Source organism: Psychrobacter sp. DAB_AL43B, assembly GCF_900168255.1.
GTDB lineage: Bacteria > Pseudomonadota > Gammaproteobacteria > Pseudomonadales > Moraxellaceae > Psychrobacter.
The window spans coordinates 22,047-37,250 of record NZ_LT799838.1; the positions used below are offsets into that span (position 1 = coordinate 22,047).

The 15,204-nt window shown below is 42.0% G+C and carries 14 protein-coding genes; 3 read left to right on the forward strand and 11 right to left on the reverse strand.

Going from position 1 to position 15,204, the window contains the following annotated elements; all coding sequences use genetic code 11:
- Window positions 1-102 precede the first annotated feature (102 nt).
- Complete coding sequence (locus DABAL43B_RS00080; RefSeq protein WP_079690494.1) at window positions 103-801, forward strand: hypothetical protein; 699 nt, start codon at window positions 103-105, stop codon at window positions 799-801.
- Window positions 802-938: 137 nt separating this feature from the next.
- Here DABAL43B_RS00080 and DABAL43B_RS00085 read toward each other — a convergent pair whose 3' ends face one another.
- From DABAL43B_RS00085 to DABAL43B_RS00125, 9 genes are all read right to left on the reverse strand, one after another.
- Window positions 939-1,892 carry a hypothetical protein gene (locus DABAL43B_RS00085; RefSeq protein WP_145952474.1) on the reverse strand — a complete coding sequence of 318 codons (954 nt, stop codon included), beginning with the start codon at window positions 1,890-1,892 and terminating at the stop codon, window positions 939-941.
- 336 nt (window positions 1,893-2,228) lie between these two features.
- Window positions 2,229-3,248, reverse strand: a complete 1,020-nt coding sequence (locus DABAL43B_RS00090) for an oxidoreductase (protein WP_079690496.1) — start codon at window positions 3,246-3,248, stop codon at window positions 2,229-2,231.
- Between the two features lie 65 nt (window positions 3,249-3,313).
- Entirely contained in the window at window positions 3,314-4,294 is a 981-nt protein-coding gene (locus DABAL43B_RS00095) for a zinc-binding dehydrogenase (protein ID WP_079690497.1), read from the reverse strand.
- Between the two features lie 466 nt (window positions 4,295-4,760).
- On the reverse strand, window positions 4,761-5,738 hold the full coding sequence (locus DABAL43B_RS00100) for a zinc-binding dehydrogenase (protein WP_079690498.1): 978 nt from the start codon (window positions 5,736-5,738) through the stop codon (window positions 4,761-4,763).
- A 137-nt stretch (window positions 5,739-5,875) separates the two neighbouring features.
- Window positions 5,876-6,499, reverse strand: a complete 624-nt coding sequence (locus tag DABAL43B_RS00105) for a GDYXXLXY domain-containing protein (protein WP_079690499.1) — start codon at window positions 6,497-6,499, stop codon at window positions 5,876-5,878.
- Window positions 6,496-7,695 (reverse strand): DUF4401 domain-containing protein, encoded by a 1,200-nt coding sequence (locus DABAL43B_RS00110; RefSeq protein WP_171996305.1) that lies wholly within the window; start codon window positions 7,693-7,695, stop codon window positions 6,496-6,498. Before DABAL43B_RS00110 ends, DABAL43B_RS00105 begins: the two co-directional genes overlap by 4 nt.
- Entirely contained in the window at window positions 7,688-8,875 is a 1,188-nt protein-coding gene (locus DABAL43B_RS00115) for a DUF2157 domain-containing protein (protein ID WP_079690501.1), read from the reverse strand. The genes DABAL43B_RS00110 and DABAL43B_RS00115 overlap by 8 nt, the downstream gene beginning before the upstream one ends.
- 122 nt (window positions 8,876-8,997) lie before the next feature.
- The gene (locus DABAL43B_RS00120) at window positions 8,998-9,543 is read right to left on the reverse strand and encodes a DinB family protein (RefSeq protein ID WP_197684663.1); all 546 of its coding nucleotides are present in this window, start codon (window positions 9,541-9,543) and stop codon (window positions 8,998-9,000) included.
- Between the two features lie 23 nt (window positions 9,544-9,566).
- The gene (locus tag DABAL43B_RS00125) at window positions 9,567-9,821 is read right to left on the reverse strand and encodes a DUF2798 domain-containing protein (RefSeq protein ID WP_079690503.1); all 255 of its coding nucleotides are present in this window, start codon (window positions 9,819-9,821) and stop codon (window positions 9,567-9,569) included.
- Window positions 9,822-10,052: 231 nt separating this feature from the next.
- Here DABAL43B_RS00125 and DABAL43B_RS00130 point away from each other — a divergent pair, with 231 nt between their 5' ends.
- Window positions 10,053-10,826 (forward strand): aspartate/glutamate racemase family protein, encoded by a 774-nt coding sequence (locus tag DABAL43B_RS00130; RefSeq protein WP_079690504.1) that lies wholly within the window; start codon window positions 10,053-10,055, stop codon window positions 10,824-10,826.
- A gap of 229 nt (window positions 10,827-11,055) precedes the next feature.
- On the opposite strand, the gene DABAL43B_RS00135 is transcribed toward DABAL43B_RS00130, so the two are convergent.
- Window positions 11,056-12,621 carry an MATE family efflux transporter gene (locus DABAL43B_RS00135; protein WP_079690505.1) on the reverse strand — a complete coding sequence of 522 codons (1,566 nt, stop codon included), beginning with the start codon at window positions 12,619-12,621 and terminating at the stop codon, window positions 11,056-11,058.
- 287 nt (window positions 12,622-12,908) lie between these two features.
- Here DABAL43B_RS00135 and DABAL43B_RS00140 point away from each other — a divergent pair, with 287 nt between their 5' ends.
- Window positions 12,909-13,856, forward strand: coding sequence for an alpha/beta hydrolase (locus DABAL43B_RS00140; RefSeq protein WP_079690506.1), 948 nt, complete (start codon window positions 12,909-12,911; stop codon window positions 13,854-13,856).
- Window positions 13,857-14,093: 237 nt separating this feature from the next.
- Here the strand turns inward: DABAL43B_RS00140 and DABAL43B_RS00145 are convergent, their stop codons facing one another.
- Window positions 14,094-15,137, reverse strand: a complete 1,044-nt coding sequence (locus DABAL43B_RS00145) for an NAD(P)H-dependent flavin oxidoreductase (RefSeq protein WP_079690507.1) — start codon at window positions 15,135-15,137, stop codon at window positions 14,094-14,096.
- Window positions 15,138-15,204 lie beyond the last annotated feature (67 nt).

The window sequence follows — 15,204 nt, forward strand, 5'->3', positions numbered from 1 at the left end:
AAATGTGAAATCTATTCATAGCCTTTCCATCTGTATTCCATCTTACTTATAACAGACTCACGCTAAGATATTATCAATATCCAAATCCAGTGTGAGACTGTTATGACACCAAAAAATAAAAAATACGCCAAATATCTTGGCCTGTTTATCCTGTCGGTAAGCCTACTTAATTCTCCATATTTTGGCAGTTTTGGACCAATTTTAAGTCTACTCAGTGTGCTTTTCTTTCTTATTGCTGGGTTACTATTTTCAGTTTTAAATATATTTAGCAAAGGATATAAAAAGCCATCTTCTTACGCGCCATTAGTCATATTCCCCATAGTGACTGTAATTGCACTTTCTCTTTCAGTAACGGGTACGGGCGATCACGTGCATTTCTTACTCAATAAAAGTAATTTGCAAGCCATAGATACTCTCAGCCAAGATGCTAACATCCACCAGATAAGTAATATGCGTCGACATCATAAGATGTTAAATGATCAGCTTATTTCCAATGACGATAGCTATACGACTAAACAAGAAATAGCGGCAGCGTACGCTGGAACGATTAGAGTAGATAACTTAGATGTAGAAAAAGTCGCTTTGCTACGTAAGAAGCTGGACCGATCTGGTGTCGTTAGTATGGCTCGAGAGCAGGGTTATATAGTGCTAACAATGGGTGGCTTTTTAGATAATGAGTTTGGCTACCTAAAAGCGCCAAATAACGATATTGAAGTTGGCTATATGATACCGCCTTATGGACTTACCGTAATATCTCTCACTGAGCTGCATAATGGTTGGTATTTCTATTATACGACGTGAGTAGGTTTTCCGTTTACCATTAGTTTTTAGATGAAATAAAAAGCACTCAACTTGGTTGGGTGTTTTTTTTGAAATTTTTATCTAAGAATTTTGGATGTCGGTATAAATAAGCAGCATACCAGCAGCTAAGTTTTCAGTTATTTAAGACTATATAAGTTACCGCTTTTGTCTACAGGTCCATCTAAAGAAGACCAAACTGTATATTGTCTACCTTTTATTTTTTCTAAAAAATCATTAGGTGGACATGGATTAGCAATAATTATTTCACAATCTTGAGGTAATGAGTCAACTATTCTATCAATTTCATCTCTATCGCAAGAGAAATAAGAGATGCCAATAAATAGACAGTATTTACTTTCTTTTAGAATAGACTCAAACCACTTGTTAGCTGGCTCAACCCATTGATAATCTTTATATTTATTAGCTTCATTTGGAATAATACAAAGAGGTTGCTTACGTGGATATATTAAACTATTACAATCTAAGCGCTTAATCGGTGTGTTATTTAAATCGACAAAAATACCACCTAATGGATATTGTGCATTATAAGATATCATTCCATCTGCCATTTCAAAATCTACAGAACCATGCGGTTTTACTAAGGGTATACCTTTTCCATAATGGTTAACTTGTAGTGAGTAGTAAGTCATTGCTAACTTATCAAAAATTGACTCAAGTAATAAATCATAATTAAGTGAAAAAGCTCCATTAATTCTAGCTTTGTGTAAGCTAATCCATTTAAACCAACTCCAGTCTGGATTTAAATTATTACTTTGTAATAGGCTATATTCTGAAAATGCAATAGTTAAAAAATGCCTAGCTTCTAGAGTAGTTTTGGAAGAGTCAAGACCAATCAAATTACAATAAAATCTATCTAAAGCGAATGCAAATATGTCGAAATGTGGTCTGTTCATATTTTTTTCTAATATCTTTTTTAGGCTAGGGAAACTATCTATTAAAAGACCACCTGTGGATGGACATTTCACACTCCAATTTAAGGGTTGTTGTGAATTAAACTTAGTGTTAATTCCACTCTGAGCTCCAAAACTCATTGATAAACCATTTCCAACCACTAATGAAATTTTTGACATTGACTGCTCGCTTCTATTAATTATAATTAATAAAAAAATATTTATTATGAATAAATTCCAACCTTATAGTTAAAAAAGTAACTCTCCAACGCTTTAAAAATCTCAAAATAAACTTGTTAAAAAAAGCAATGGCAGCGCCCCAAAGTAAAGAACGCTGCCACTGCTTGTAACTCTAAAAGTTAATAATTAATTAAGCCTTCAAAAGCACCTTACCTTTCTTATCTGACTGCAATTTACCATCAACTGCTTTAAGTATTTCTACCAAATTAAAAGTCGCTTCAAATGAACTTACTGCCCTAAAAGCTCTTTAGAACAACTTGCTTAAAAATTTAAATTCTAACCCCGAACATTCACCACATAACGACCCAAAGTTTTACTATCTATAAATCGATCTAAGTATTCAGGCGTTTGCTCTAAGGTAATCTCTTCGCAATATTTCTCAAGATTGGGCAGCTTCATATCAGTGGCGACACGCTCCCAGATAGCCTTTTTATCAGCCAGTGGAATATAGACCGAATCGATACCCAATAAAGAGACGGCTCTGGTGATAAAAGGCATGACCGTCATCGAAAACTCAGCGCCGCCTGCTAAGCCACAACTAGTGACTGCGCCGCCCGCTTTGGTCTGTTTGAGTAAGTTTGCCAAATAGTCACCGCCTATCGTATCGATAGCATTTGCCCACAGTTCACGGCCAATAGGTTTATTGCCGATATCATTGATGGTATCGCGATGACGTACTTCGCTCGCGCCCAATTCTTTTAGGTGCTCGCTTTGCTCAGGTTTACCAGAAAAGGCAATGACCTCGTAGCCTAGCTGCTTTAAGATAGCGATGCTGATACTACCGACGCCGCCAGTTGCCCCAGTGACAGCAACTGGTCCATCGCTTGGTTTTGCACCCATTTTTTCTAACTTTTGAATGCTTAATGCTGCTGTTAAGCCACCAGTACCGTAAATCATCGCTTCTTTTAGAGTCAATGAAGACGGGCAGGGCAGCGCCCAATCGGCTGGAATAGAAATCATTTGACTTAAGCCACCATCGGTATCCATACCCAAATCATAACCGAAGACCACAACCTCTTGACCTGCTTTAAAAGTACCAGATTTATCACTGATCACGATTCCTGCCGCATCGATACCAGGCGTATGCGGATAGTTTTTAGTAATTCTTTTATTGCCCGATGCCGACATAGCATCTTTAAAATTTAACGATGAATAATGCACTTCGATTACTAAATCGTTTGCAGGTAAATCACTGAGGTTACGCACTTGGATGCTTTTAGTGAATTTACCATCGCTAGTTTCTTCGACGACCAAGGCTTTAAAGGTTTTGTTGTTAGCGTCCGTTTGGTTAGACATTATATTATTTCCTTTTTATTTCCTTTATTATTAATTTTATATTGAATAAATTTTAAACAAATCGCTTAAGGTTTAATCAATATTTTGCCTTTTTTCTCAGATTGTACTTTTTCAGAGACCGCTTTTTGAATATCGGCTAAATCATAAACGCCACCAGTAGGCAGCTTTAATGTACCGCTAGCCGCGCGTTCGATCAGCTCTTTCGTTAAGCGCTGCATGTCATCGGCACTGATCTCTTGCATCAGATCGCTTGCCCAAAAACCTTTTACCTTGCTCAAATTAAAAATCAGATGACTGGGGTTAATCATCAGCGGTTCGCCAGACATAGAGCCTAAGGATGCCATCGCACCGTGTTTACCTAGCAGCGATAGGAGCTCGCCACCAGACTTACCACCGACCGCATCGACTGCACCGCTTATTTTGGCATCACCAACGATTTTTTGTACTTGCTCTTTCCAGCCGTCATCATCGGTCACCACATTGTTTTCGGTGATACCAAGCTCAATCAGCTCTTTTTCTGATTCTTTACTGCGCACTAAATTAATCGTATTAATATTGCGCTCGGGCGCGAGCATCGCCATGGATTCACCGACTGCACCGTTGGCAGCGTTTTGTATAATCCATTGACCGGGTTCGATGTTTAAGAATTCAATCAGTAACAGCGCACTCATAGGCATAGCGATGAGTTGAGCCGCCATTTCATCGTCGATGGCGTCTGGTATTGGAATGATACGTTGGGCTGGCGCAATAAAATACTCCGCCCACGTGCCCTCTACACCAGAAACGACCACGCGCTGACCTTTTTTAAAACCTTCTACGTCTTTACCAAGCAGGTCAATAGTACCCACCGCTTCGCTACCGCCAGTCGCAGGTAATTTAGGTTTATTACCGTATTCGCCTTTAATAGTCACTAGATCATGATTGTGGATGGAGGATAAGATAGTCTTGATACGAACCTCATTATCCTTTGGTTCTGGGGTAGGGCTATCGGTTACGCTTAGGACTTCTGAAGGTTTGCCAAAATTATTATAAGTTGCGCTACGCATAAGGATTTCCTTTATTTATTTTTTAGGTGGACAGATAAAAGTCGCTGATCATTTTTATTATTGATATATAGTCCGTTCGAAATAAAAGCGATACGATGGTAGTGACGTGCTACGGCTATGAATTTTTGCAGCCTCTGTCACGCCTGCGAACAGCAAGCAAGAAAAGTTATAGCCATAGCACGGTATCGTTTTTAAAGTGACGCCACTATAGATATACGGAATCGTTATCAGTCATCAACCTTAACAACTTAGCCTTAGCGTACTCAACCTGACTTTGGTTAAGGAACCTTGTTGTTTGCTGATAATTGTAAAAGACAAGCGTCTGAGGTTAAGGTAACGTTGCACCCCAAATGTTAGAGACTGTTACCTTCTAGGCTACTGGATTGATTGCCAAAAAAAAGCAATGACGGCGCTCCATAGTTAGGAGACGCCGCCACTGCTGATAATGCTCATACTTAAGAAACTATTAAGCTCTCAAAAGTACCTTACCTTTCTTCTCAGCCTGAATTTTGCCATCAACTGCTTTCAAAACATCTGCCAAATCAAACACCGCTTCAACGGGTAGTTTTAATTTGCCATCAACCGCACGATCTATCAGCTCTTTGACGAGGCGTTGCTTGTTCCCGACGCTCATTTCTTGACTAAGTTTACTGCCCCAAAAACCTTTTAGAACGGCTTGTTTGAAGATCATATCAGTCGGGTTAAGCATCATCGGCTTGCCTGACATCGCGCCAAATACCGCAAACACGCCGCCATGACCCAGTAGCGATAACAGATTGCCACTGTCTTCACCGCCGACAGAATCGACCGCTGCGCTGATTTTATCATCGCCAATGATAGCTTTGACTTGGTCTTTCCAGTCGTCATCAGACGTATTGATATTGTTTTTGATATCGAGCGCTTCTAACTCTGCGAGCGCATCGTTACTGCGGACTAGGTTAATGGTTTTGACACCGCGCGCAGCCGCTAGCATGGCAAGTGATTTACCGACCGCACCATTGGCGGCGTTATGGATAACCCACTGACCGCTTTCTACTTCTAAAAATTCAAGCAGCATCAATGCACTCAGCGGCATAGCGATTAATTGTGCCGCCATTTCATCCTTTAAGCTATCAGGTACGGGGAAAATCATGTCGGCTGATGCGACAAAATACTCTGCCCAAGTTGCCTGCACGCTGGCTGCTGCAACACGTTGACCCACTTTTAAATCTTTGACTTCGCTGCCAACTGCATCAATGACACCCAAGGCTTCGCTGCCACCGATGGCCGGTAGCTCAGGTTTAAAGCCATATTTGCCACGAATTGTGAGCAAGTCGTGATTATGAATCGAGGCTAAGATAGTTTTAACGCGGACATCATTGGCTTTTGGCTCTGGAGTAGGGCGGTCGCCGAGACTTAGTACTTCGGTTGGTTTACCGAAATGGTCGTAAGTTGCGCTACGCATGATAAATTCCTTTATTTATTATTTGAGTGACTGTCTGATTAAATAGTTAAAACGACAAGCAACAGTAACAAGTCGCGCGCATCTATCGCAATATCAGTTTGGTTAATGAAGGCTATCACCTAGTCCACGGTCAATACTCAAAGCGATGCGTCATCGGCTGATTCAGTTTTACTCTCAACCCCTTTAATAATTTGAAATTTATCGTTTACCATGTTCGTTAATAGCGGCTCGCCTTTATCATTCACGCGAAACAGGCCATATTCAGCAGCTTCAAACGCCTCAGCATGACCTTCTTGAAAGAAGAAGGCATTGGTCGCCAGCTTCATGGTGTTATTACGTACGCGGTAGTGAATCGCCATCTCGTTCGCGGCTAGATGGGTAGGCTTTGCATCTATTAATCGGCTGAATTTACCAACTTTATTATTATCTAAGGTGACAATGACGTAACCTTCAGTAGCGTTAATATAGTATTCGTTTTCTGGGAATCTTTCGTTTAACTTATTAAAAACCTCAGCTTCTAACGCATAACGCAACGTCATATAATCGCCTTGCATAAAGCCGCGCGGATCAACAGGCGCTAGCTCTAATAATACGGTATCACCAGTAGCTAAATGATTCTCATATTTCGCGACATTGATGGTCATCACGATTAATATAATGATAAGTCCAAGTAGGCCGATAGTAATTCTAACAGTGCGTTTCTCAAGCCATCCAAGCGATTTCAGCAGCGGCAACTTTTGAGTTATCGTATTATTACTCATAATAAGCGCTCCTGACTGTCAGCTTTACTAAGTTCATTTTCACTAAGTTCATTTTTACTAGGTGTCGAGCTGTTGTCCCATGCTGTGCTATTGGCAAGGTAATAGTGAATGAGCAGCCAACGCATGAGCAATAAGCCGATACCTACAATTAGCATAGAAGCCGACTTTAATAATAAAGACGTATCGAGCTGATAGTAGTACCAAAATATATAGCTGACCAACGCCACAATACCCAGCCCTAATAGCACGCGCTGACTATTAGCGATAGCGATGACGATGATCAGGCTAGTGGCAAGCAATCCTGAGACGTAAATCGACATGACACCTAAGACGATAATGGCGCAGACGATAATGATACTTGCTGATGATAGCAGTTTGACTTGATAGCGTTTGAGAATAAGCAAAGCAGCATAAAGGCTGGCGAGCGTCAGTAGCCCTTGTGCCAAATAGTAGTTGTAGCTGAAAGCCGCATTATAGTGAACAAAGCTATTTCCATATTCAGCGGCAATAAAATACACCGAAACGCATAGCAGCATAAGCGCGCTGGCATAGCCAAATGCGCTAATGATAGCCTTTGCATAGGCTTGCCACTGGCGAGAAATACGTTGTAATAGTGGATAGCGTTGCAATTGAGTCACTATGGTCAATAGCGCCAACACCCCCAAACTCAACTCAGGCAGCTGATAATAATTGAATAAATATACCGTGACACCGAGTGCGATACTAGCGCTTATCAGTCGATAAACGACATTGGGTATGATAAAAGTCAAACAACTCTGAATGATCAAAAACAGCCAGACTGCTAAAGGTAACTCTACCTGGTAAAAGAATAATCCAGCAGCGACATAAAGCTGCCCAGTGACACTAATGGCAAAAGCTGAATACTCAAAGAACAGGCTATGATGTTTGCTTGCTACTTTAAATAGGCAAAGACCCAGTGCGCTTAATAGCAATCCTACTATAATCAATCCTACCGTACTTTCTAAAAGATTAGACCCAGCTAAAACTAAGGTTAGAAAACCTGTGAAAAACAAACTGGCTAACAGCCCACCAAAACCGATAAAAACTTGCAAAAACCAAGGGGTGTGTTTCTCGGACCTGTTACTTAGATGGTTATCAGCGACGCTATAATCGCTAGCGACTAAGCCGCTATTTTGTAACGATGTCAGTTCTCGCTGGTATTGATCACTATTCATGGTCCACCCCTTTTCTGTACACAGTAGTATCAACAACTTTAGAAAATTCATGGTTTTCGGGATGATTGTTATCTGCTTTTGCGATCGCAAATAACCACTTGATAGCATAAGTAATCATGCCAAGCAGCAGAAAAGTTAAGAAAAGAAATGTGCCAGCATCGAAATTACTTGGTAATAATTTAACCGCCCAAAACATCACTACAATGATAGTAGAAAAGCAAAAATAGGTCAGCATTAGTATATCGAGTTGCTTTATATAAAAACGCCAAACCATAAAGGCGCACCAGCCTCCCCATAACAGTAAAGATAGAAGCGTGGCCAAAATACTATCAACGTCAAAAACAGTGATAATAGCTAGGAAGGTAATAGAGATAGTGCTTACTAGACCGACAAGATAACTACTCCAGTGTAAGCCAGTCTGAGCTCGTGAGACGGTGTCGTTAGTAGAGTTTTTGGAATTGGGGAGATTGGAAAGACTAGAATCAGAGATTGAAGTATCAGAATTTAAAGCATCAGTAGCAGTATCAGAATTGAGAGCTTGGCTAGAGATATTACGTTTATTATCGAGAAAGGTAAGCCAGAGATTCAACGCTATAAAATTGACTAGAGCCAATATTCCAGCTTGTATAACGCCTTGATAGCTTTCATTAATAAAAGAGAGATCTACGATATCAAGATAAAGTAATAGAAAAGTATTAATCAGCCCGAGCCATAGTAGCCACAGCGCTGGGAAGCGAGCGATAAGCACCCAAGGACTAATCAATAACGCCCAACCAAAGAACAGCTGCCACGTATCCGCGCCCGTCTGATAGACCTGTCCAAACAAGGCCAGCAAACTCCCAGTGATGATACTTGCTAATAGAAGTAATAACTGGCGAATAAGTTGAAATTTTTGTTTAAAAGAGAGCGCAACGTAAAGCGCGATAATGAGAGCAAGTGCGCCTTCGACCAAAGCAAATTTGCCTATTTTGCCTAAATTCTGCCAGTTATAGGCAATAAAAAATACTAGCGATAATACTAAGGCAATCGACCCGATAATGAGCAAAGCTTTGTCAAAAAAGGATAGCCAAGTACGTTTGCTAGGATAAACCTCTAAATATATAGCAGCGGCATCGGCTTGCTCAACAGACAACGCGCCTTTATTGAGCAATTGCTCGATAGTGCGCCGTGGTTGACTCATAGCATTCTCTAGATAAAAAGATTATTTAGCTCATCTTATCTGTTTTTATAACTTACGAGTACACTAAAGTTGGAAAATAATTATTTAATATACAATTAGAGGTTTAAGACAGCGAGCGTAGTTTAAGAGTCGGCATCAGGAATAAGCATTAATAAATCTGTTTCGCCAATATCCACACCTATCTGATTAAGTAACGTCGTTAATTGACCACGGTGATGGGTCTGATGATTGAATAGATGTTGTAGTAGCATAGCGAACGGCTTATTAAATATTTTACCTTGAGTGTTGGTATAAGTAAGAGTTTGTGAATAATCACTCTCAACGGTCTCATTGATAAATTGGATGATTACCCAATCTAATATTTGACGGTTTTTTGTGAAGTCATGCATATTTAAATATAAAAACTGAGTAAGCGTGGTTGGTGATGGAAAATCTGCTAACGACTCCAGCGCTTTGAAGCCAGCACGATAATTAGAGTGAGCACCAAAACGTCTTAGCCAAATTAGATCACCTACCATTAAATGGTTTAGCGTTCCTAATATTGAACCAAAGAACGCCTTATTATCTTGCCATAAAGCGTCTTCAGAAAGGCTCTCTATACTGTCGCAGACTTTTTGATTCATGACAGCGTTATAATTTGCCATTAGTGCAAAGTGAGGTTTCATCATTGTTTTTTCATCTTTTATATCCCTCAATAAAACTCAATCCGACTTAGCAGATGCTCTTGGATTAAATAAGCACAGATATAAGCGCTTGGCCACGCCACTATAAAGGCATACTTCCATGAGTGAAACAATGTCATAAAGAAGCCGTCGACAAACCCGACGTTTATCAATAGCAGTGCCGTCGATATAATCGTAGACATCAGTAGCGCCATTAAAAAGGTAAAAATAAGCCGGTAGTATTTGCGCCGTGTGCGTATTCTGACGGTCGGGAATTTTGCCATAACGTTATATCGTCCTGCATGATGAGAGCCACGCTTAAGTACTGAAATAAACGTGATTTTGTGAGCTGAGAGAGGATGAATTTAAGCATTGCGAATGCTTGGCGGCGACTATGATATCGTGTGATGATGACGAGGTAAAATGGTTATTATCAATCATTACGTGCAAGTTTTTATATTGCGATGAGCTTAATGCTTAACTTTTATCATGAAAAAAATCATTAGGGATAAAGAATGTCTACTGAACAACGAACCGCTAATCAAAGAACACTTCAACAAAGAACACTTCAACAAAGAACACTTCAACAAAGAACATTAGGCATCATTGGTGGTATGAGTTGGGAGAGTACACAAAGCTACTATCGACTGATTAATGAAGGTATCAAAGCTGAGCTTGTTAATTTACATTCAGCAGATTTATTGATTCATAGCGTGGATTTTGCCCCCATTGGTGCTTTGCAAGCGCAAGGTGCGTGGGATGAGTTAGGCGACATAATGGTGAGTAGCGGCAAACGCTTACAAGCAGCAGGCGCGCAAGGGTTGTTAATTGCCACCAATACCATGCATAAAGTCGCAGAGCAGGTACAAGTTGCGACAGATTTACCGCTTATTCATATCGCTGAAGCGACTGCCAAAGTGATTCAAGATAAAGGTTTAACCCGTGTGGCGTTGCTCGGTACAGAGTTTACGATGACCGAAGACTTTTACAAGCAGCGCCTTATTGATGCAGGCTTAGAAGTGCTGATACCAGATACCGAAGCGCGAGCAGAAGTCCATCGCATCATCTACGATGAGCTGTGCCAAGGGCAGCTACTTGATAGCTCACGGCAGTATTATCGCCAAGTGATTACAGACTTAGCTGAGCAAGGAGCACAAGGCGTGATACTAGGATGTACCGAAATTGGACTACTTATTAAGCAAGCAGACAGCCCAATCCTCGTATTTGATACCACTGTGATTCATGCAGCTGCAGCGGTGGGTTTTTTATTAGGTAATGCAAATTTTTAATCTTTTATCAACACACTTTCAGCTTGTGAATCCTCTACACTGATGGGCGAAAGCCGCCCGCTTGAAGTTCTATAGTCGATCCACTATAAAACAAACACAGTGCTACTGGGATAAGTATTGCGCAGCCTCTGTCTGCGCAGGCACAGCAAGCAAGGAAAACTTATATCAGTAGCGCGTTATAATATTTGTGCTTATTTTATTTAGGACTGACTATATATGAACCGCGCTATTATCGTTTATTCTTTTTTATCATGTGGCGTCTATGAAGTCGTCTACGAAGTCGTCGATGCAACCTTGTAATACGGCGCAAAGGTAATAGCTTCCATACAGTCGTTGGTACAATATCACGGAACGATGCACTGGTACCTGTATTCGCGCGAAACTCCTCAGATCTTTGCGCAGCCTCATCTGCAGGCAACATTTTACCTTTACGCCATCCGCCGTGTAGATACAGTCCTACCCCCATCAGGGCAGTCGCCACCATGCCTGCTGGGAACGATAGCCAAAGTGCATCGTCGCCAAGCATTGGATAAAGCCCAAAAGCAAATCCAAGACGCACTGGGTACATCGAAATAATCATCACAATCAATGGCCAAATTACATAGCCATTTGCCCGCATGGTGCCGAACAAAACCTGCGCTATCCCAAAAAACATAAATCCCCATGTCGCCATTATCTGAATATGCCGCCCGATTGGAACTGCTTGGCTGTCACTGCCAAGAAACAGAGCTAAAAAGGTTTCATCAAAAATGGTGAGCACCACGATGACAGCTCCTGTCAATACCAGATTAAAAATGAGCCCCCAGCGTGTGATTCCTGCAACCCTGTGCCATTGGTTGGCACCAATATTCTGTGCAACCATCGCACTCGCCGCGGCACTTAGCGCCATTGCAGGCATCTGCACGTATGTCCAAAGCTGTTGGGTCGCGCTATAAGCGGCTGTCGTCTGCACCCCTTCACGGTTTATCAGCGACAGCATGGTTAACGCGGCTGAAGAGATGACGATCATCTGAATGCCCATCGGCAATCCTTTCGAGAACATCGACTTCAAAATTTCTGGATCTGCGCGCAAAAAGCGCAGCTCAGGCATGCGAAGTGCCAGCACAGAGCCACGCAGGTACATAGTGATGAGCATGCCAATAAGCGCGAGTGTATTTGCGACGGCGGTTGCGAAGGCCGAGCCAAATATACCCCATTCGGGAAAGGGCCCGAGACCCAGAATGAGCGTCGGTGTCAAAATCAAGTCAATAACGACCGACATAGCTATGAACCAAAGCGGCGTTGTAGAATCGCCCGTCCCGCGCAGTGCCATCATTATCAGCGTAAATGTTAATGTGACCGGCATCGCAATAAAAATCATCCGCATATAGGTCAGAGCAAGGCTTGCAGCACTTGGCGGCGTGCCAAGCAAATCAAGCAGCATCGGCGCAAATATCCACCCTCCTGCCGACACCAATACACTGATCGGAATAATGCTGCCTAGCGCCGTTCCCATGGTTTTTTTGACCATGGATTCGTTGCGGCGACCCATTGCCTGACCAATTAAAATAGTAGACGCCATACCGAAACCGAAAACGAAAGAGATCAGTATAAACATCAAGATGTTGCCGTTCGCCGTCGCTGCCAACGCTTCTTCACCTAAAGAACGGCCCACCCAAACGGCATTGATCGATCCGTTCAACGACTGTAGTGCCGATGATCCAAGGGTTGGCAATGCAAACAGGAGCATGGTTTTGGCAATCGACCCTTCGGTAAGGTCAAGCCGCTTAGCAGTGGAGGTAGCTGTTTTACTCAATGTTTATCCTTTTGCGCCAGACGGTTAATTTGGGGGCTTATAATTAGCGCTAATAATTGGAGCTAATGAAACGAAAATACTTATCATAAACCAGAAAGCTTGTGCCGTCTTTATTAGAGCTGTAACCCCTCAGCAAACGCTATGATTATTTGCCTGTCATTTTTTTAGGCGATTGTCGAGCAATTTGTAGGGAGGGATAGTTATTATGAGCGCTTAAACTCAACATAAGCTTGTGCTAGGATGATGCTTTTTAATTTACTCTGCTAGATTTTAACAAGGATGTTTCGATGATCTTAAAACGCCTAGGCTTTGCCACTCTATTAAGTCTGTCAATCGTTGGCTGTACCACTGCGCCCAATACCTTAGCGGTAAATACCACTCAAAAGATTATTCAGTATGAACGCTCAAAATCTGACTTAGCCATAAAGGCGCTGACATTAAGCTCTGGTGACAAAATGGTCTATGCCGAAAATGGCAATATAGCGGGCGAGCCTTTATTATTGATTCATGGCTTTGGCGGTAATAAAGACAACTTTACCCGTATTGCTCGGCAGTTGGAAAACTATAATCTGATCATTCCTGACTTGCTCGGCTTTGGTGATTCTAGCAAACCGATAGCGGCTGACTATCGCTCGGAAGCGCAAGCAACGCGTTTGCATGAGTTGATGCAAGCTAAGGGCTTAGCATCCAATATTCATATCGGCGGCAATTCGATGGGTGGTGCTATCAGTGTGGCTTATGCCGCGAAGTATCCCAAAGAGGTCAACAGCCTGTGGTTGATAGATAGTGCGGGCTTTTGGTCAGCGGGCGTGCCGAAGTCTTTGGAGAATGCCACCCTTGAGAACAATCCGCTATTAATCAATAAGACGGAAGACTTTTATAATATGTATGACTTTGTCATGTCTAAGCCGCCTTATATCCCTAAGTCAGTAAAAGCCGTATTCGCGCAAGAACGTATCGCTAATAAAGCGCTAGAATCTAAGATACTTGAGCAAATAGTCGAAGACAATGTCGAGGAACGCGCTAAGATTATTGCTGAATATAATATTCCCACGCTAGTGGTTTGGGGTGAGGAGGATAAGGTAATCAAGCCTGAAACGGTTACACTGATAAAAGAAATCATCCCGCAATCGCAAGTTATTACCATGCCAGAAATTGGTCATGTACCGATGATAGAGGCGGTAAAACAGACGGCGAATGATTATAAAGCGTTTCGTGAAGAGCTAAAGAAATAGTCGTTTAGATATAATTTTTTAAGCGGTGATTGATCCAAATATTGATTAAGTATGAGCTGTAGTCAGTCCTAAATAAAAGAAATATAAACATTATAAGATGCTACTGGTATCAATTTTTCTTGCTTGCTGTGCCTATGCAGACAGAGGCTGCGAATAATTAATCCCAGTAGCACTGTATTCTTTTAAAAGGGTATCCACTATATTGTAGGCTGGGTTAAAAACTCAGCCTACGTCAAACTAACTCTCTTTTACCAGCCGCTCTAATAACTCAATCGTCCTCTCTTGTCTGACCAATGCAACCCCTTGTCCTGCCCATAAAGATTGATGTTCTGGATCAAGATTCTTTTTCGCATCAGCACGCAAAAATTTGGTCATGGCATTTAATTGTGGATAAGGCGGCAAATCATAAGCGCTTTCAAATTGAGCAAAATCACGCAAATAGTCGTTTAATAAACCACGAGCCTGCTTACCTGAGAATAGTCGAGTTAAGCGCGTCTCCGTACTACGCTTGCCAAGACTTGCATCGAGCAATGCTTGCTTATAAATATCGCTAATACCGCATTTATCGGTGGTCAAAAATGCCGTCCCTATTTGTGCCAGCTCAGCACCTGCTGTTTGAATTGCCTTGATGGCTTGCCCCGTTATAATACCACCCGCTGCAATTAACGGAATATCGGTACACGCACGAGTTTGACTAATCAACGTCAATAATCCCAATGGGTCACTTGCGCTTTGCGGCAACCAACCGCCTCGATGTCCGCCCGCTTCTGACCCTTGTACACATACCGCATTTGCGCCAATATCTGCCCACTCTTTTGCTTCTAAAGGGTGATTGGCAGTACCGATGACGCGCGTACCTAAACTCTGCAAACGCTGAATTTTCTCAGCACTGATAATGCCAAAGGTGAAACTTGCTACCGGAACAGGATTGTCATAGAGCACTTGTAGCTGATCGGCAAAGCTTAGCGCGGGGCGTTCAGGTAATGCCATTTCTATATTGTTTTCTTGATAGTACTTACTTAGCCAAGCAGGAATTGCGCTGTCCAAAGTAGTAGAGTCGTGCTCGGATAACACCATTAAATTGATCATAAAAGGGCGGTTAGTCAGAGTTTTAAGGGTATTGATTTGGTCGTTTAAAACCTCTGGCGCCGTCGTACCTCCTCCTAATGAGCCTAATCCACCAAAGTTACTCACCGTCGCTGCCAGCTCTGGTGTGGTAGCTCCTGCCATCGGTGCTTGAACAATAGGATGGGTTAAATTCAGGGTATCAAGTAAGGTCATGACGGGCTTCCTTTTTATTTTATTGAAGAATTTACAATACTTACTTTAACAAAGCTGAGCGCCGTGC

Coding starts and splice junctions, on each gene's coding strand:
- DABAL43B_RS00080 (WP_079690494.1), top strand. CDS start 103: ATGACACCAAAAAATAAAAAATACGCCAAATATCTTGGCCTGTTTATC.
- DABAL43B_RS00085 (WP_145952474.1), bottom strand. CDS start 1,892: ATGTCAAAAATTTCATTAGTGGTTGGAAATGGTTTATCAATGAGTTTT.
- DABAL43B_RS00090 (WP_079690496.1), bottom strand. CDS start 3,248: ATGTCTAACCAAACGGACGCTAACAACAAAACCTTTAAAGCCTTGGTC.
- DABAL43B_RS00095 (WP_079690497.1), bottom strand. CDS start 4,294: ATGCGTAGCGCAACTTATAATAATTTTGGCAAACCTTCAGAAGTCCTA.
- DABAL43B_RS00100 (WP_079690498.1), bottom strand. CDS start 5,738: ATGCGTAGCGCAACTTACGACCATTTCGGTAAACCAACCGAAGTACTA.
- DABAL43B_RS00105 (WP_079690499.1), bottom strand. CDS start 6,499: ATGAGTAATAATACGATAACTCAAAAGTTGCCGCTGCTGAAATCGCTT.
- DABAL43B_RS00110 (WP_171996305.1), bottom strand. CDS start 7,695: ATGAATAGTGATCAATACCAGCGAGAACTGACATCGTTACAAAATAGC.
- DABAL43B_RS00115 (WP_079690501.1), bottom strand. CDS start 8,875: ATGAGTCAACCACGGCGCACTATCGAGCAATTGCTCAATAAAGGCGCG.
- DABAL43B_RS00120 (WP_197684663.1), bottom strand. CDS start 9,543: ATGATGAAACCTCACTTTGCACTAATGGCAAATTATAACGCTGTCATG.
- DABAL43B_RS00125 (WP_079690503.1), bottom strand. CDS start 9,821: ATGGCAAAATTCCCGACCGTCAGAATACGCACACGGCGCAAATACTAC.
- DABAL43B_RS00130 (WP_079690504.1), top strand. CDS start 10,053: ATGTCTACTGAACAACGAACCGCTAATCAAAGAACACTTCAACAAAGA.
- DABAL43B_RS00140 (WP_079690506.1), top strand. CDS start 12,909: ATGATCTTAAAACGCCTAGGCTTTGCCACTCTATTAAGTCTGTCAATC.
- DABAL43B_RS00145 (WP_079690507.1), bottom strand. CDS start 15,137: ATGACCTTACTTGATACCCTGAATTTAACCCATCCTATTGTTCAAGCA.